Origin of the sequence: Streptomyces sp. cmx-4-9, assembly GCF_046548835.1 — a bacterium.
In the GTDB taxonomy this organism is placed as follows: Bacteria; Actinomycetota; Actinomycetes; order Streptomycetales; family Streptomycetaceae; genus Streptomyces.
In genome coordinates this window covers 199,809-215,641 of sequence record NZ_JAEBEE010000006.1, presented here as the reverse complement: position 1 = coordinate 215,641, position 15,833 = coordinate 199,809, and the positions used below count along the sequence as shown (strand labels likewise).

14 protein-coding genes, 1 tRNA gene and 3 pseudogenes are annotated in these 15,833 nt (G+C 70.2%); 7 read left to right on the top strand and 11 right to left on the bottom strand.

The window, feature by feature from the left end; genetic code table 11:
• Window positions 1-26: 26 nt before the first annotated feature.
• A complete protein-coding gene (gene serS, locus ACLJTM_RS19880) occupies window positions 27-1,322 on the top strand; it encodes a serine--tRNA ligase (RefSeq protein WP_411104992.1) in 1,296 nt (431 codons plus the stop codon).
• Between the two features lie 227 nt (window positions 1,323-1,549).
• On the opposite strand, the gene fabI is transcribed toward serS, so the two are convergent.
• The 5 genes from fabI to ACLJTM_RS19855 form a co-directional block, all read right to left on the bottom strand.
• The gene (gene fabI / locus ACLJTM_RS19875) at window positions 1,550-2,359 is read right to left on the bottom strand and encodes an enoyl-ACP reductase FabI (protein WP_411104991.1); all 810 of its coding nucleotides are present in this window, start codon (window positions 2,357-2,359) and stop codon (window positions 1,550-1,552) included.
• 141 nt (window positions 2,360-2,500) lie between these two features.
• Window positions 2,501-3,946 carry an MFS transporter gene (locus ACLJTM_RS19870; RefSeq protein WP_411104990.1) on the bottom strand — a complete coding sequence of 482 codons (1,446 nt, stop codon included), beginning with the start codon at window positions 3,944-3,946 and terminating at the stop codon, window positions 2,501-2,503.
• A gap of 214 nt (window positions 3,947-4,160) precedes the next feature.
• Window positions 4,161-5,252 carry a fatty acid desaturase family protein gene (locus ACLJTM_RS19865; protein WP_411104989.1) on the bottom strand — a complete coding sequence of 364 codons (1,092 nt, stop codon included), beginning with the start codon at window positions 5,250-5,252 and terminating at the stop codon, window positions 4,161-4,163.
• Window positions 5,253-5,436: 184 nt separating this feature from the next.
• Window positions 5,437-5,625 (bottom strand): hypothetical protein, encoded by a 189-nt coding sequence (locus tag ACLJTM_RS19860; protein WP_411104988.1) that lies wholly within the window; start codon window positions 5,623-5,625, stop codon window positions 5,437-5,439.
• A 108-nt stretch (window positions 5,626-5,733) separates the two neighbouring features.
• Window positions 5,734-6,726, bottom strand: a complete 993-nt coding sequence (locus ACLJTM_RS19855) for a DUF2156 domain-containing protein (RefSeq protein WP_411104987.1) — start codon at window positions 6,724-6,726, stop codon at window positions 5,734-5,736.
• A 173-nt stretch (window positions 6,727-6,899) separates the two neighbouring features.
• On the opposite strand from ACLJTM_RS19855, the pseudogene ACLJTM_RS19850 reads away from it, so the two are divergent.
• The 4 genes and pseudogenes from ACLJTM_RS19850 (at window position 6,900) to ACLJTM_RS19835 (ending at window position 7,426) form a co-directional block, all read left to right on the top strand.
• Window positions 6,900-6,991, top strand: a pseudogene (locus tag ACLJTM_RS19850).
• Window positions 6,992-7,044: 53 nt separating this feature from the next.
• Window positions 7,045-7,136, top strand: a tRNA-OTHER gene (locus ACLJTM_RS19845).
• Window positions 7,137-7,201: 65 nt separating this feature from the next.
• Window positions 7,202-7,281, top strand: a pseudogene (locus tag ACLJTM_RS19840).
• Between the two features lie 65 nt (window positions 7,282-7,346).
• Window positions 7,347-7,426, top strand: a pseudogene (locus ACLJTM_RS19835).
• Between the two features lie 101 nt (window positions 7,427-7,527).
• On the opposite strand, the gene ACLJTM_RS19830 reads toward ACLJTM_RS19835, so the two are convergent.
• Window positions 7,528-8,337, bottom strand: a complete 810-nt coding sequence (locus ACLJTM_RS19830) for a PIG-L family deacetylase (RefSeq protein WP_411105305.1) — start codon at window positions 8,335-8,337, stop codon at window positions 7,528-7,530.
• Window positions 8,338-8,947: 610 nt separating this feature from the next.
• Here ACLJTM_RS19830 and ACLJTM_RS19825 point away from each other — a divergent pair.
• Both ACLJTM_RS19825 and ACLJTM_RS19820 read left to right on the top strand, forming a co-directional pair.
• On the top strand, window positions 8,948-10,402 hold the full coding sequence (locus ACLJTM_RS19825; protein WP_411104986.1) for an acyltransferase family protein: 1,455 nt from the start codon (window positions 8,948-8,950) through the stop codon (window positions 10,400-10,402).
• A gap of 224 nt (window positions 10,403-10,626) precedes the next feature.
• Window positions 10,627-11,103 (top strand): hypothetical protein, encoded by a 477-nt coding sequence (locus tag ACLJTM_RS19820; RefSeq protein WP_411104985.1) that lies wholly within the window; start codon window positions 10,627-10,629, stop codon window positions 11,101-11,103.
• 390 nt (window positions 11,104-11,493) lie between these two features.
• On the opposite strand, the gene ACLJTM_RS19815 is transcribed toward ACLJTM_RS19820, so the two are convergent.
• The 5 genes from ACLJTM_RS19815 to ACLJTM_RS19795 all read right to left on the bottom strand — a co-directional run bounded on the left by ACLJTM_RS19815 (window position 11,494) and on the right by ACLJTM_RS19795 (window position 15,746).
• Window positions 11,494-12,024: a hypothetical protein gene (locus tag ACLJTM_RS19815; protein WP_411104984.1), complete on the bottom strand. Its 531-nt coding sequence runs from the start codon at window positions 12,022-12,024 to the stop codon at window positions 11,494-11,496.
• Window positions 12,025-12,240: 216 nt separating this feature from the next.
• Entirely contained in the window at window positions 12,241-12,897 is a 657-nt protein-coding gene (locus ACLJTM_RS19810; RefSeq protein WP_411104983.1) for a hypothetical protein, read from the bottom strand.
• Between the two features lie 281 nt (window positions 12,898-13,178).
• Window positions 13,179-14,513 (bottom strand): FtsX-like permease family protein, encoded by a 1,335-nt coding sequence (locus ACLJTM_RS19805; protein ID WP_411104982.1) that lies wholly within the window; start codon window positions 14,511-14,513, stop codon window positions 13,179-13,181.
• The gene (locus ACLJTM_RS19800) at window positions 14,503-15,198 is read right to left on the bottom strand and encodes an ABC transporter ATP-binding protein (protein WP_411104981.1); all 696 of its coding nucleotides are present in this window, start codon (window positions 15,196-15,198) and stop codon (window positions 14,503-14,505) included. The genes ACLJTM_RS19805 and ACLJTM_RS19800 overlap by 11 nt, the downstream gene beginning before the upstream one ends.
• Complete coding sequence (locus ACLJTM_RS19795) at window positions 15,195-15,746, bottom strand: PadR family transcriptional regulator (protein WP_411104980.1); 552 nt, start codon at window positions 15,744-15,746, stop codon at window positions 15,195-15,197. Before ACLJTM_RS19795 ends, ACLJTM_RS19800 begins: the two co-directional genes overlap by 4 nt.
• Window positions 15,747-15,833: the final 87 nt, after the last annotated feature.

Here is a 15,833-nt window from a genome sequence, read left to right as displayed (position 1 = left end):
CCTCCGACCCTGCTCCGGGAGAACCCATGCACGATCCGAGCGTGCTCCTCGACTCGGGCACCGAGGCGGTGCGGCGGCTGGCCCGCCGCCGCCACCATCTCGACGTGTCCGTCCTCTCCAGGCTGTACGAGACCCGCAATCTGACCCGCTCCGAACTGGAGCGGCTCCGGGCCGAGGCGAACCGGGCCACCCGGAACGCCGGGCGCTCCGGGCCGCCGTCCGAAGAGGCCAAGGAGGCCACCCGCGCCCTGCGCGCCGAGGTCAAGACGGCCGAGTCCGCGCTCCGGGACGCGGAGCGTGAACTCACCGACTTCCTGTTGGGCATCCCCAACATCCCCCTGGACCAGACCCCTTCGGGAGACAGTGAGAAGGAGGCCGTGGAGGTCCGGCTGGGCGGTCCCCCCGCCCGCCGGCCGGCCGCCGGAGGTTCCGCCCGCCACCACGCCGACATCGGTGCGGAGCTGGGCATCCTCGACGGTCCGGCAGCCGCGGGGCTGGCCGGTGCCCGGTTCAGCGTCAGCCGGGGGCCCGGTGCCCGGTTGGAGCGGGCCCTGTCCGCCTTCTTCCTCGACCTGCACACCGAGGAGCACGGCTACACCGAGTACGCGGTGCCCTTCATGGTCAACCGCGAGACGATGACCGGCACCGGGCAGCTCCCCAAGTTCGAGGAGGACCTGTTCCGTACCGCGGTCGGCGACCGGGAGCTGTTCCTGATCCCGACGGCCGAGGTCCCGCTCACCAACCTGGTGGCGGGCAAGCTCCTCGATGCGGCGGCCCTGCCGTACGCCTTCACCTCGCGCACGCCGTGTTTCCGGGCCGAGGCGGGCGCGTACGGGCGGGACACCCGGGGAATCCTGCGGCTGCACCAGTTCGAGAAGGTGGAGCTGGTACGGATCTGTGCCGCCGAGGACGCCCCCCGCCAGCTGGAGCTGATGGTCGGGCACGCGGAAGAGTGCCTGCGCCGTCTGGAACTGTCCTACCGGGTGGTGCTGCTGCCTGCGGGCGACATCGGGTTCTCGGCCCGGATGACGTACGACATCGAGGTGTGGCTGCCCGGTGCCGACGCCTATCGGGAGATCTCCTCGGTCTCCGACTGCGGCACCTTCCAGGGGCGGCGCGCGGGGATCCGGGTCCGCGGGGCCGACGGCCGCAAGGCGCCGGCTGCCACGCTGAACGGTTCGGCCCTGCCGATCGGACGGTCCGTGGCCGCCCTGCTGGAACAGGGCGTGCAGGAGGACGGTTCGGTTCTGCTGCCCGAGGCCCTGGTCCCGTACACCGGCTTCCGCCGGATCCTGCCGGGCGGGGCCGTCTCGGACAGCTGAACCGGAACGGGCCGCCGGGTGCGGCAGCGCGAAGGGCCGGCGGCCGGAAAGCACACGCTTTCCGGCCGCCGGCCCTTCGGCGTGCGCGGGACGGGGACGGGGACCGGAGGACCGGGGACGGGGGACGGAGGGAGGGCCGGAGGGCGGGAGTACGGGCTCGGGGTGGTGGGACGGGAACGGCGCCGTACGGAGGACCGTACGGCGCCGCGGCGGGAAGGCCCATGGCGTCAGGCGCCCGTGATGTGGAGGCCCCCGTCCACGTGGACGATCTCCCCGGTGGTGCTGGGGAACAGGTCCGACAGCAGCGCGACCACCGCGCGGGCGGCCGGACCCGCGTCGGACGGGTCCCATCCGAGGGGCGCGCGGTCCTTCCACGCCTCGGCGAGGTCGCCGAAACCGGGGATGGACTTGGCGGCCAGCGAGGTGAGCGGACCCGCGGCGACCAGGTTGCAGCGGACGCCGGACGCGCCGAGGTCCCGGGCCAGGTAGCGGTTGGTGGATTCCAGCGCGGCCTTGGCGACGCCCATCCAGTCGTAGTGCGGCCAGGCCACGCGCGCGTCGAAGGTCAGCCCGACGACCGAGGAACCGGACCGGCGCAGCAGCGGCAGGCAGGCGGTGGTCAGGGACTTGAGCGAGTACGCGGATACGTGCACGGCGGTGGAGACGTCCTCCCAGTCACCGTGCAGGAAGTCGAAGGCGCCGGGCGGCCCGTAGGCGACGGAGTGGACCACCCCGTCGAGGGACGGGTCGTCCCCGAGGTGTTCGGCGACCCGGTCCGCGAGGCTGTCGAGCTGGCTCCGGTCGGTGACGTCCAGCTCGACGACCGGCGCGGTCCGCGGCAGTTGGGCGGCGATCCGCTCGACGAGGCTGAGGCGGCCGAAGCCCGTCAGGACGACCTCGGCGCCGGCCTCCTGAGCGAGGCGGGCTGCGTGGAAGGCGATGGAGGAGGTGGTGACCACCCCGGTCACCAGCAGGCGTTTGCCCGCGAGCAGCGGGGCGGAGAGTGAACCGGTGGGGGCGGCGGTGTGGGTCGTCATGGGGTCCCTCGGTAGCGGGTGGTGGGTGGTGGGTAGCGGGTGGTGGGTGGTGTGCAGGCGTGCGGGGTGTAGCCGGTGTGCGCAAGTGCAGGTGTGCGCAAGTGCAGGAGGACCGGTGGGCTGCCGGGGCGAGCGGGCCGGTCAGTGGCGGGTGGGAGGGACGGCGCGGTCTACCGGCGCGCCGGTGGTCCGGTCGCCGAGGGACAGCACGGTGACGGTCATCACCGCCATGGCCGCGCCGATCACGGCGAACAGCGCCCCGGGCCCGTACTCCTGGAGCACCGGGAGCAGCGCGAACGGCAGCAGGGCGGCGGTGAGTTTGGAGAGCGAGTACGCGGCTCCGGAGGCGGTGGCGCGGATCTCCGTGGGGTACTGCTCCGCGAGGTAGACGTGCGAGACGCTGGCGAAGACGTTGCTGCACAGGGTGTAGGCGAAGCCGAAGGCGGCGATGAGGACGGCCGAGCCCGCGTGGGCGAAGCCGAGGCCGGCGGCCACCATCGCGGCGGCGGAGAGGGCGATCAGGAATTTGCGTTCGATCCGGTCGATCACCGGGATGGCGAGGGCCGAGCCGACCGGATAGCCGAGGAAGGACAGGGCGGTGAAGCCGATGCCGGCGACGATCCCGTGCCCCTTGGCGGCGAGGATCTGCGGGGCGAGGGTGCCGAAGCCGTAGTAGCCGACCACGGAGAGCGAGCAGAAGACCCAGAGCATGGCGGTCCGGCGGCGCAGGCCGCGCCGGAAGACGTCCCGCAGCCGCAGGCGCGGCCCGGCGTGGGTGGCGGCCGTGCCGTGCTGCCCGTCAGGGTCGTCCGTACCGGCGTACGCATCGGGAGTCGTGCCGGTGGCGCGGCTCTCGGCCAGGGCTGCGGCGGGTACCTGCGCCTCCATCCGGGCGACCAGTTCCTCCGCCTCGGCGCTGCGGCCGTTCGCCGCCAGCCAGCGCGGCGACTCGATCAGACGGCGGCGCAGCACCCAGACCACGGCGGAGCCGAGGGAGCCCGCAATGAACAGCCAGCGCCAGCCGTCCACGCCCAGCGGACTGAGCGGGACGAGCCACAGCGCGGCGAAGCCCACCAGGGGCACCCCGCAGAAGGCCAGGGTGTAGGCCCAGGCGATGAATCTGCCGCGTTTTTTCGCGGGCAGCACATCGGCCAGGTAGCAGTCCGAGAGGGCCTGCTCGGCGCCGATGCCGATACCCGCGAAGAATCTGGTGACGATCAGCCAGGCGGCGTTGGGCGAGAAGGCGCCCAGCAGCGAGAAGACCGAGTAGAGCGCGAGGTTGATCAGGAAGGCGCGGCGGCGGCCGTACTTGTCGGCGATCTTCCCGAGGGTGAGCGAGCCGACGAACTGCCCGATGAAGGCCGAGGCCAGGACCAGTTTCAGCTCGGTGGACCCGAAGCCGAAGTCCGCCTGGAGGACCTTGGCCAGGGTGCCGGAGAGGTGGTTCTCGAAGGTGTCGAAGAGCAGACCGACCCCGATCACCGCGGTGAGGCTGCGGTGGGTGGAGGTGATCGGCATCCGGTCCAGCCGGGTCGCCAACGAGGCCCGGTCGGCCGGCGCCTTGACGAGGGTGGCCGTCTCGGCCATCTGGAGCTCCTTGGGGAAACGGGGGACGAAGGAGGAGGAGAGGGGGGAGGGGGGAGGGGGTAGTGGGCGGTCGGCAGGGGAGAAGGGGAAGCGGGCGTCGGGAGGGGCGCGGGGCCGGGCACGACACGACGGAGTCCCGGGAGGCGGGCCCCCGGGACTCGTGGTGAGGAGGGCCCGTGTGGGCTGCGCCCAGCGCCCACGGCCGGTCACGGCACTAGGCGGCCCGTTCCAGTTGCCTGTCGGCCTCACCGCTGCGCACGGGGGCGCTCACCTCGTGCAGGTACGTGGCCACCTCGCGGTAGGAAGCCCAGAACCCCACCTCGTGGTACGGGACGCCGCGCTCCGCGCAGTACTCCCGGGTGAGTTCCCGGGCCCGCGCCAGGTTCTTCTGGGGCATCGCGGGGAACAGGTGGTGCTCGACCTGGTAGTTGAGTCCGCCGTACAGGAAGTCGATGTACCAGGACGGGCGGATGTTGCGGGAGGTCAGGACCTGCCGCTCCAGCCAGTCAAGGGTCTCCTCGTCGCCGTCCCGGACGTCCATGCCCTTGTGGTTCGGCGCGAAGATCATGCCGAAGTAGAAACCGAGGGAGGCCTGCTGCACCAGGATGAACGCCACGGCGAGGACCGGGGAGAGCACCGTGAAGGCGCAGGTCAGGTAGAACGCGGTCCGGGCCAGGAAGAGGACGGACTCCAGCACGGGGCGCTTGGTCTTGCCCTGGGCTATGGCCAGCACCGCGGTCTTGTGCATCTTGAAGGACTCGAGCAGCAGCAGGACGAAGAACATCACGCTCTGGTAGCGCACGACGAACTTCTGGTGGCCCTTGCGCGTCGCGTACTGCTTGATGTCGAAGATCGCGGTGCGCCGGCCGATGTCAGGGTCCTTGTCGAGGTGGTTGGGGTTGCTGTGGTGGCGGTTGTGGTGGTTGACCCACCAGCCGAAGCTGACGCCGTTGACGACGTTGGCGTGGAAGTAGCCGATGACCTCGGCGGCCGTCTTGTTGCGGAACATCGACTTGTGGCCGGCGTCGTGCCACATGAACGCGGACTGGCCGCCGCAGAGGCCCATCCAGAGGGCGGTCACCATCTGCCACCAGGAGTCGCCTATCAGGAAGAAGGCGGCGAGCCCGGCGGCGATCAGCGCGCTGTTGAGGGACAGCCGCCACACGTAGTAGCGGGGGTCTAGGTCCAGGAGTCCCTCCGCCTTGACGCGCTTGAGTAGCTCCGAAAAGGTGGCCGACGCCCCAGTGCGCGGCGTGGCGGCGTTGACGGCGTTGACATCGGTCACTTGGACGTGCGGACCTTGCATGCAGAGCTCCTTGACGGAAGGTTCCAGAAGCGGAAAGGGGCGCCCCGGGCCGCGGCGTTCCGGGGGGGGTACGCCGCGGAGGCCGGGGCGCCCGTCTGAAGCGCGCCAAGCCTCGCGCGTCGAACTGATGCGCCACTGATGCTGGACTGACCGCTTGCGCGGTGCGACCGCTCAGCGACGGTTCTCAGTGCTCGCGCAGCTTCTGGTCGAGCTGGTGCAGCGCTGCATCGGCGGTGCGGGCGGTCTCGCGGTCGTCGGGCGCGCCGATGACGGCCATCAGCCCGCCGAGCACGGCCTGCTGAACCTCGTCGGGACCGCTGGGGGCGGTTTCGGGGGCGGTTTCGGGGGTCTCGGCGGTTTCGGTGTCACTCATGACTGGTCCAGCTCCTGTCTGTGGGGTGCGGGGACGCGGGGTGCGGATGCGGATGCGGATGCGGAGATACGGCGGATGCGGCTGACGGCCGGTCCTGCCGACAGGACCTCAGAAGGCGTTGCAGGCACGGAAGATGTGCGCGAACGAGGCGACGGAGGCCGGTCCGTCGAAGGCCACGTACTCCGGTACCAGCAGATCCGGAGCCCACTTCTGCTTGTACGAGAGCTGGGTACGGGCCGGGTACAGGGCGTCGCCGCCCTGCCAGAGGGCGTGCATCAGCCACTGGAAGGCCGGACTGTGGCCGTCCTGCTCATGGGCCGCGTCCAGTCCGGTGAACGGGGTGAAGCCGAAGTGCAGCCACGGCACGCCCTCGGCGCGGAACACCTCGATGGCATGGGCGTTCACGGCTTCCATCAGGCCCGGGGAGCCCTCGGGTATCCGCCGGCTGAGGTCGTGCATCCAGCCCGCCCGGCTCCCGTAGACCGGGGAGTACGAGATGTACGCGACGGGGGCGCCGTCGATGGTGCCGACGAACAGCCGGCGCTCGGCCTGCCCTTCCCCGCCGATCTCGCCGACGAGGAACTCCAGGGGGCGGGCGCCTCCCTTGGAGCCCAGCCAGGCCTCGTCGATGGTCCGCAGGCCGTCCGCCCAGTCCTCGGCCTTGACCTCCTGGACGACCAGACCGTTGCGCAGGGCGCGGGAGATCTTGTTGCGCAGTTGCATGAAGCGGGTACCGCGCAGCGAGAACTCGGCGAGGGAGACGGCCCAGGAGGCGCCGACCTGGTTGACGACGAAGCCGCGCCGGGCGTACTCGGCGGCGTCCCGTGCCTGGAGCTGGACGCCGACGAGGGTCAGGCCCTCGTCGGCGACGTACTGCCGGAAGGCGTTCAGCAGCGGGCCGTAGTCGTCCTCGGCGGCGAACGGGCCACCGAACTGCACGGCGAACCGGCCGGTGCGGCGGTACACGACGACCCCGTTCAGGCCGGTCTGGGAAAACGTTTCGTTGCCGCTGCCCAGCGCGAGGAAGGCGCTGGGGTTTTCGGCCTGTGTGTGCGTGCGGATGGCGTCGAGAACTGCGCCGTCCTGAATGGTGGCGAGCATTCGGGGGCCCTTTCGTCAACTGTTTCGGTCGATGAAAGTAGAGCACCGAAACAGCGACCCGGGGAAGGTGCGAATTCTCTTTCCGTGGGACGTCAGAGAGAAGTCAGCGGGGCGTCAGAGGGGGCTGGCAATGTTCTCCATGTGAACGGCACGGGAAACCGGGCCAGGAACAAGGAGAGGTGCCCGGAGTGGTTTATCGGGGACCAGAGTTCGCTCGAGGTCGGGACCGAAAGGACCCACGCAGGTTCGAATCCTGCCCTCTCCGCGCACAACCCGCACCACAACGTCAACCCGCCCACCAGGCGGCCCCTGACACCAGGAGAGGTGCCCGGAGTGGTTTATCGGGGACCAGAGCTCGCTCGAAGTCGGGACCGAAAGGACCCACGCAGGTTCGAATCCTGCCCTCTCCGCGCACAACCCGCACCACAACGTCAACCCGCCCACCAGGCGGCCCCTGACACCAGGAGAGGTGCCCGGAGTGGCTTATCGGGGACCAGAGCTCGCTCGAAGTCGGGACCGAAAGGACCCACGCAGGTTCGAATCCTGCCCTCTCCGCGCACAACCCACACCACAACGTCAACCCGCCCACCAGGCGGCCCCTGACACCAGGAGAGGTGCCCGGAGTGGCTTATCGGGGACCAGAGCTCGCTCGAAGTCGGGACCGAAAGGACCCACGCAGGTTCGAATCCTGCCCTCTCCGCGCACAAGTCACGATATCGTCCGGGCCATGGCCGGGGAATTCCTCCGGTGAGCGGTCCGCGCCCCGCCCCCCATTCAGGCGGGGCGCCGGGCGGGGGCGGGTCAGCGCAGTCCGGCGAAGAGGTCGTTCTCGGGAACGGCCGCGCCGGTGGTGTCCCGGACCCGTACGAAGGTCTCCGTACCCATCAGCTCGCCGAACCTCTCCCTGCCCATGCGGAGGAAGAAGATGTTCTCGCCCTGACTGGCGTGCGCGGCCAGCGCGTCGAACTTCTGGTCGCTGAACGCGGCGGTGTCCACCCAGGTGGTGATCTCCTCGTCGGGCAGGCCGATCTCGGCCATCGCCGCCTCCTCGGCGGGGTCCGGCTCCGGCATGTCCTCCTGGAACTCGCGCATGATCTTGCCGAACTGCTCCATCCCCGAACGGGGCATCGTCGTCCAGTACACCTTCGGTGTCAGCCCGGTCATCTCCAGGGCCGCCATGGTGATGCGGTTGGCCTGGATGTGGTCGGGATGGCCGTAGAAGCCGTTCTCGTCGTAGGTGACGACCACATCGGGCCGGTATTGCTCCATCAGCGCGGCAAGCCGGGCAGCGCCGGTCTCGACGGGGGTCTGCCAGAAGGATCCGGGGTCGTCGTTGCTGGACCAGCCCATCATTCCGGAATCGGCGTAGTCCAGCAGTTCCAGATCGGTGACCTGCAGGACGTCACAGCTGGCCCGCAGCTCTTGACGGCGCATCAGGGCGACGGCCAGCGGATCGTGCCCCGGATCGCCGGGCTTGACGCCCCCGGGTCCGTCGCCGCACCGGCCGTCGGTACAGGTCACGAGAACGGTGCGGACGCCTTCGGCCGCGTAGCGCGCGAGGACCCCTCCGGTCCCGGTGGCCTCGTCGTCGGGATGGGCGTGCACCGCCATGAGCGTCAGCGGCCGGGTGTCGGGCATACGGTCCTCCTGCGGGCATACGTCGTGGTACGGGCGGGGCGGGAGCCGACGCGGCAGCGAGGCAGCGGGGCGTGGACAGCCCCCGGTTACCCCTCGAAACCCTGCCCTCGTTTCGGCTCCGGATGTCGACCCGAGCATCGCACGGCCGCTGACACCGCCGTCTCGGCCCCTGCTCACCGCAGGGTTGGGGTTCCGGCCGTCCTGAGCCTTGCCTTATGGGCCGGCCAGGTCCAGCAAGTGGGCTCCGGGACTCCGGGTACGAGGCTACGCAGCCGAGCACCCCCTGGTCTTCGCCGCCCGCCCCCGCCATCGCGCCCCGTCGGTGGACACCCCTCGGACTCAGAGGTCGCACCGCCCCCCCCCCAGCCGCGATGGCGAGCCGGCGCAGGCCACGGCCTACGGGTGTGGGCTGCCGCCGGCGGCCGAGGTCAAGGCATGCCCGGACTCGTGCGAGGGTGTCGGGGCCGTCTTGTCTGCGGTGCCACGACTCGTGGTCAGCGCACCGTCACGCGCTGGGCATGACCGGACCCCGTAGCCAGCCCCTGCCGCGGTCGGCTACTCCGCATGGGCTAGTCTCCGGCGGATGATGACCAAGGCATTGCCGGCTCGCTGGGGGGCGCAGAGGGCGGATCGGGGGAAACGCGGCGCCGCACCGGGAAGCCGGCTCGGCTGGCTGGACGCTCTGCGAGGGATCGCCGCGCTGGCCGTGGCGGCCCACCACTTCGAGATCATGTGGCTGATCCCCTACGGCGGCGCCATCGGGGCCCACTTCGATCTCGGTTTCTACGGGGTCATCGCCTTCTTCATCGTCAGCGGATACATCATTCCGGCTTCGCTGGAGCGCCGCGGTGACGTCCGGGCCTTCTGGATCGGCCGGATCTTTCGGATCTATCCGGCGTTGATCGTGACGATGCTCCTGGCCCAGTTCATCCTGCCGCACGACTACCAGGTCCTCACGTTCGACGGATACGGGCACCACAAGCTCTGGCTGGCAGGTAACGGCCTGATGCTGTCGGACATGCTGGGCGTGGTGAATGCGCTGGGCATCTCGTGGACACTCACCTACGAGATGCTCTTCTACTTCTTCGTCAGCAGCCTCTTCACTGTGGCCTGGCACCGGCGTACCACGCCGATCGCGGTCGCAGCGGCGGGAGTCGCGCTCGTTCTGGGCGTCTGGATCCCGTCCAACAGCCTGACCCACAACACCTTTGCGGAGCTCAACCACCTCGTGGCTGCCGCCGTGCTCATCGTGGTCACGGGCGTGCTCTGCATGATCAGTGGCAATGCGGCGTTGGCCCGAATCGGCGGTCTGCTGCTGGGCGGGTTCGGCCTGCTGCTGGTGTGCACCAATGGCCGGACGCCCGCGTACGAGACCTTCACCATCCTCGCGACGATGTTCGCGGGCACGGTGATCTACCGGGCGCAGCACGGGCAGATCGAACGCGTCGAGGCCGGGGTGTCCGTCGGCTTCGTGGTGGCGGCGGGCGCCGTGGTGGGGTGGATGTACAACCGGGGCGCGATGGGGAGCGCGACCGCGACCTTCACTTGGCCGGCGTGGACCAACGCCTACCTGGCGGCGTGGGCGTCGTTCGGGCTCTTCTTCCTGCTGCGAAACCGGCGGCTGCCGCGCCTGCTGACCTGGCTGGGCGCGGTCAGTTTCTCGGTGTACCTGCTGCACTGGCCGGTGAAGAAGTTCCTGCTGTGGCAGCTCGGCTGGGACAGCAAGCATTACTACTACAAGCTGGCCGCGATGCCGTTCGTCGAGCGGTGGTCGTGGGTGGCCGGGTACGTCGCGGTGCTGTTGGTGGTCTGCTGGGTGGTGTACCGGCTGGTGGAGATGCCGTTCCAGAACCTGGGCCGCAAGCTGACGAAGGCGATGAACCGCCGCTGGCCGCCGCAGTCCCTAGAGCAGTCGGTGCCGGCAGCGGCGGCCGCCGTCGTCCCGGCGCGTGCCTCCGCGGCGGCGGAACCGGTTCTGGCGGGCGCGGGGTCGGCCACCGGCGCGGGCTCGGATGACCAGGGAAAACGATCTGACTGAGCGGGACCGAGGCCAAGCTGCCCCTGGGCATCGCCCTGCGCACGGACTCGGGCGAGACCGTCGCGGTGACGGGTAACCGAGCGTCCACGCGTCACGTGAAGCGGGCAGGCCGGAAAGAGGAGTACGGCGGAGGGGGACCTGACCAGCATCACCGTGATGGTGAACGAGGGCAAAATCATCACCGCGTTCCCCCCTAGCCGGCCGCACTGTCTCAGAGGAGCCAATTGATCGAGTTTTCCTTCACCCTTCCGGAGCCGGAGTCTCCGTGGCATACGACATGGGACCGGGTGCAGCAGGTGAATACTGCGGACATCTCAGAGATGGACCTTCGGTACAAGCACTTCGGAGTCCGCGCCCAGCTGACCATCAACGATGTCGAGGTCATCTCGAACAGGGGTTTCATCACTCTCGTCGACCTCGCACTGTCCGTCTCATGGGTCGGCAAGTGCCTCGCAGCGGGGGAGGACAGCGCGTTCAACTTCACCGAGGGAGCGGAGGTGATCCGCCTCCACGTGGAAGGAGACCGCATCGCGATGAGTTCCTCAGTGAAACCGTGGGCGACTTCCGTGGCACGCGAGCAGCTGCTCGAAGCGTTCGCCGAGCTCCGAAACGAAGCCCATGCGTGTCTGACGGCGCGAGTCCCGGGCATCGCCGACCATCCGGTGATCCGGCGCTTCGCGCCCGACCAAGCAGGTAGCTGAACCGGGCAATTCGGTGGCCATCCGGCGTCTCCCGGGTGCCAGAGATGGCCCCCGCACACACCCCCGGGGGCATGGTGCACCCGGCTGCCCCTCGTCCGTCGCTCGAAGGTCGCACAAGCCGACGCCCACATCCGGCGGTAATCGGATTTACCGGCCGCAGCGGCCGGGGCGACGGTGATCGCCGACGGCATCTACCTGGGCACCAGCCGGGCCTTCCCGCGTCGCAAACGAGCCGCCGGACGCCCCTCCTGCGAGATCAGGAGGAGGAACTGGAGATATCAGCGACTGCCGACAGGAGGCGATGGCCTCCACCACGCAGTCCAGGGCCGTCCAGGCCGTCCAGGCCGTCCAGGCCCAGACCATCTGATCTCTGGAGAACAGTCCACAGGGCTATGCCTCGTCTTCGTCCTCGGGTTCGGATTCCCTTACGAACCATAGGTCGAGGATGTACTGCTCAGCCGTGGAGCACTGCCTCCAGGCTGCTCCGATCCTTTCCGCTCCCCATTGCTCATCGGCAGCGCGCTGGAGGCATGTGTCGTAGTAGGCGGCCGTGGCGTCTCGTCCGCTCCATGCCGCGTGCCCGTCGTAGACGCCGGGCCGGGGCAGGTCCATGATGCCCGCCGGCCCGAAGGTGCACTGGTTCACGACGAGTTGGCCCGTCTCTGATTCCAGGGAGACAGGGACCGTGCCCTCAGCGTCTTCCGGGGGCTCCTGGGGGGTGTCCCAGACCCTGATGACGACCTCTACTTCGATGTCAGGTTGCAGGCTGTGGAGGTAGAGGTGGTAGCCGTTTCCGGCGACTACCCGGGTCCTTGACCGCTGCAACGCCTCGTCGTCGCCGAGGTAGGCATCCGAGTCGTAGACCTCCACGATCCTGCGGTCCGGTCGGGCGGTGGTGCTGTACTCGGTGATGAGAGACACCCGGGGCTCCGTCCCTGCTCAGGGAGTGATCTTCACCGATGAGGCGGTGGAGGGCTGGGTGGCTTCGGGCACGGTCTCGCCGGCCCAGGAGGGGAAGGCGCGCTCGGAAGCTGCTTCGCGGAGTACGGAGGCAGGCAGTGACGTGGTGTGCGGCCCTCGGTCGCGCCGTCCTGCTGAGCCGTCCCGACTCCCCTTCGTCGGGGAAGTCCCCCGATGTCACGGGGCGGGCTGCGGGCTCCCGTGGGACAGGCCCGAGCGTTGCAGGGCGCGCAGCATGGCCGGCAGGTCAGCGGACTCGCCGCCCGAACCGCGGACGAGGGTCTCCAGCAGCTCCGGCGTCAGCTCGTACCGTTCGGCGCGGCGTACCAGCTCCGCGCGGCCCTCCCCCAGGACGGCCCCGCCGTCCAGCTCCCGCAGCAGCTCGTCCTCGTTGACGAAACGGCTCAACCCGCAGTCGAGACCGTCGTCATCGAGGTCCGCCGGGTACGGAGCCCGCGCCCAGGACCCGTTCTCGGACCAGTACACGCACCCCAGCTCGTTCCCCGCGATCAGCTCGCGGAGCTCGTCGTGAGGGAGCCAGTGCGGAGCCCCGGCCAGCATGTCGACCGGCGGCTCGTGCCACGTGACCCCGCTGGACTCGTCCTCGCCGAAGAGCACGAACCGGCCCCCGCCCATCGGCTTCAGCGTCCACCAGGTGCAGCCGCAGTCGTCGAGGTGCAGCCCACGGTCGTCGATCCAGCAGCCCGTGCGGTGGACCGGCTGCTTCTGCTCCGCCTCGGTCGTCGCCCCGAGCACGGCGACCGCGCTCCACCGGGCCCACAGGACCTCCGGGGCGGGCAGGTCCTGCGGCCGTCCGGGCCGGTGCACTGTCATTCCATCCCCCACGGGTGCGTGATCGCGTTCCCGAGGCACCCTAACCGTTCCCGGTGACACCCCTACCGCGGTGCGGTGGCGTCCGCGGGGACGCGGCGGGCGCCTCCTCCCACAGGTCCGCGCGCGAGAAGACGAACGTAGCGTCGACGGTTCCTCCTCGGTCATCCCGGCCCCTGCGTCCGACCGGGCACGGCGCCCCTGGCATGCGGCCATGTGTCACTGCACATGGCAGACGCCGGCAGACGCGCTGGCCCGGGGCGCCGGTACCACCCGGCAGCCTCTTACGCGTAGCGCAGCTCGGCCGGGTGGACCGTGCGGCGCAGCAGGGGGAGCGAGGTGGCTGCCGCGAGCAGGCAGGCGGCGTACACGGCGACCGGTACGAGCAGTGGGAGCAGCTGCGGGGCGGTCGTGCCGCCGGTCATGGCCTCCCAGCCGAGCTGGATCACCATGCCGCCCACTCCCGCGAGGAGGACGGCGGGCAGCAGCGGGAGGGCGGTCTCCAGGAGTACGGCCCGGCGCAGTACGCGCCGCGGTACTCCGAAAGCGTGCTGTGCGGCCAGGTTCCGGCGGCGGGAGGTCAGGGCCTCGACGGTGCCGACAGCGAGGCCGGACAGAGCGACTGCGAGGGCGATGAGGAAGCCGGCGCCGATCAGGCGGATGCCGCTCGTGTAGTAGGAGGTGTCCGTGTAGGCGCCCGGAGCGGTGACGACCTCGTGCAGCCGCAGGCCGATCCCGGCGAACGCCGTGCAGACCGTGGTGACCAAGAGCACGGCGGCATGCGTACGGGCGGCAGCCCACGGATCCGTACGGAGCCGGGCCGCAGCCATCAGTACGGCCGCGTCGGCGGAGGCGGCGAGGCGGCGGCCGAGCAGCCGAGCGCAGCCGCCTGTGACCGCGACCGCTCCGGCGAAGGTCGCTACGACGACCGCGAGTGCCATGAAGGGGACCCCGAGGGAGTGCGGGTTCACGGCGGTGAAGATGCCTGCGAACACGGCGCCGACAGCGGCGATGGGCAGCACGGTGACCATCGGATTGCGGCCTTCCACGGTACGGGTGCGGCGCGCTTCGGTGAGCGGCGAAGCCGCCACCCGGCGCAGCGCGAAGAGGCTGACGAGAACGCCGAGCACCGGAATCGCGAAGGTGAAGCCCGCGAATGCAATCCATACCAGCGGGTGTTGGGCTTCGCGGCCCGGGTCGAACCCCGCCCGGAGCGCGGCGAACGCGATGAGCCCGGCGACCGATCCGGCCAGGCAGGCGAGCCCCGTCTCCAACGCGGCGATCCTGCGCACCTGGCGGGGCGGGGCCCCCGCGAGCCGTAGCGAGGCGAGCCGCCGGTCGCGGTGGGCCGCGCCGATCCGGGCGCACTGGCCGAGGAATCCGGTGATGGGGATGAACAGCGCGAGCAGGGCGAGGGCCACGTTGGGGCGGGTACCGGGGTCGCCGATGATGCCGGTGCCGTAATGGACCACGAAACCGCGCATCGAGAGAAGTGCCGCTGCGGCCAGCGCGAAGCCTGTGGCGAGCAGCGCGCCGAGTGCCGTGAGCGCCATCCGGATCCACTCGCGACGGTTAGAGCCCCTCAGGAGCAGCCAGGCGAGGCGGAGGTCAGAGCTCACTGTTCGCCGCCTCCTGGTCCTGGCCGAGTGCGGTCACGGCGCCGTCGGCCAGCTGCACCTCGCGGTCCGCGTACGCCGCGACCTGCGCGTCATGCGTGATCAGCAGCACCGCGGCCCCCGTCTCGCGCACCGCGTGCACCAGGGCCGTCATCATCTGTTCCCCGGCGAGCGAGTCGAGCGCGCCCGTCGGCTCGTCGGCGAACACCACCCGGGGCCGGGTGATCAGCGCGCGGGCGAGCGCCGCGCGCTGGGCCTGGCCACCACTCAGCTCGCCCGGCCGCAGCTCCCGCTGCCCGCGCACGCCGAACCGCTCCAGCCACTCGTCCGCCCGCCGGTGCGTCTCCCCTCGCGAGGCACCGGCGAGCAGCAGCGGCAGCGCGACGTTGTCGAGCACCGACAGCTCGGGGATGAGCTGCCCGAACTGGAAGACGATGCCGAAGTCGGTGCGGCGCAGTTCGGTGCGCCGGTTCTCGTCGTACGTGTTGAGGCGTCTGCCGTCGTAGAGGACCGCACCCTCGTCGGGGGTGACGATTCCGGCCAGGCAGTGCAGCAGCGTGGACTTGCCGCTGCCGCTCGCCCCGGTTACGGCGAGGATCTCGCCCTCGCGCAGGTCGACCGTCGCGCCCCGCAGGGCCTCCGTCTTCCCGTAGGTCTTGTGTAAACCGCGTGCGGTCAACAGGCTCATGCGGAGCCGACCTCCTTGGTCAGGCTTTGGAGCCGAGCGGTGGTTGTGGTCATCCAGCGCAGATCGGCGTCGAGATGGGCGAGGGCGTAGTCGGCGGACAGAACGGTGGCGAGGTCAGCGCCGGGGGCCGTCTTGACCGCGGTCAGTTCGCGCATCCGCTTCTTGTGAGCGTTGCGCTGGGCGTTGAGATACGCGGCGGGGTCGGCCTGGTCGTGGCCAGCGGCCGCGGCGAGGATCGTGACGACAACCTTGGCGAAGATCTCGTTCGCGACATGGGGCGCGGGCGGGGCGATCTCCCCTATCCAGGCGCTGAGTTCGGCTGATCCCTCGGCGGTGGCACGGTAGCGGGTGCGCTCGGGCCCACCCTCGGACTCTGTGCCCTCGATCTCGGCGAGGCCGTCGCGGACGAGGCGCTGGAGTGTCGTGTAGACCTGGCCGTAGGCGAGCGGGCGGGCCTGCGGGAAGCGCTCGTCGTGCCGCCTTTTGAGGTCGTAGCCGTGGCCCGGCCCCCCGGCGAGGAGCCCGAGTAGGACATGGCGGGTGCTCATGCGGATCACTATGCACCATGTATAGGTACTGAGTGAATAGCTGGCGGACAAGGAGCAGCCACCCTGCACCGGCCCGGGGCACCGCTC

What these genes read in the sequence shown, in the direction of transcription:
- ACLJTM_RS19800 (WP_411104981.1), bottom strand. Translation starts at nt 15,198, where the DNA reads ATGAGCCTGTTGACCGCACGCGGTTTACACAAGACCTACGGGAAGACG.
- serS (WP_411104992.1), top strand. Translation starts at nt 27, where the DNA reads ATGCACGATCCGAGCGTGCTCCTCGACTCGGGCACCGAGGCGGTGCGG.
- fabI (WP_411104991.1), bottom strand. Translation starts at nt 2,359, where the DNA reads ATGACGACCCACACCGCCGCCCCCACCGGTTCACTCTCCGCCCCGCTG.
- ACLJTM_RS19870 (WP_411104990.1), bottom strand. Translation starts at nt 3,946, where the DNA reads ATGGCCGAGACGGCCACCCTCGTCAAGGCGCCGGCCGACCGGGCCTCG.
- ACLJTM_RS19830 (WP_411105305.1), bottom strand. Translation starts at nt 8,337, where the DNA reads ATGGCGGTGCACGCCCATCCCGACGACGAGGCCACCGGGACCGGAGGG.
- ACLJTM_RS19855 (WP_411104987.1), bottom strand. Translation starts at nt 6,726, where the DNA reads ATGCTCGCCACCATTCAGGACGGCGCAGTTCTCGACGCCATCCGCACG.
- ACLJTM_RS19860 (WP_411104988.1), bottom strand. Translation starts at nt 5,625, where the DNA reads ATGAGTGACACCGAAACCGCCGAGACCCCCGAAACCGCCCCCGAAACC.
- ACLJTM_RS19825 (WP_411104986.1), top strand. Translation starts at nt 8,948, where the DNA reads ATGATGACCAAGGCATTGCCGGCTCGCTGGGGGGCGCAGAGGGCGGAT.
- ACLJTM_RS19795 (WP_411104980.1), bottom strand. Translation starts at nt 15,746, where the DNA reads ATGAGCACCCGCCATGTCCTACTCGGGCTCCTCGCCGGGGGGCCGGGC.
- ACLJTM_RS19865 (WP_411104989.1), bottom strand. Translation starts at nt 5,252, where the DNA reads ATGCAAGGTCCGCACGTCCAAGTGACCGATGTCAACGCCGTCAACGCC.
- ACLJTM_RS19810 (WP_411104983.1), bottom strand. Translation starts at nt 12,897, where the DNA reads ATGACAGTGCACCGGCCCGGACGGCCGCAGGACCTGCCCGCCCCGGAG.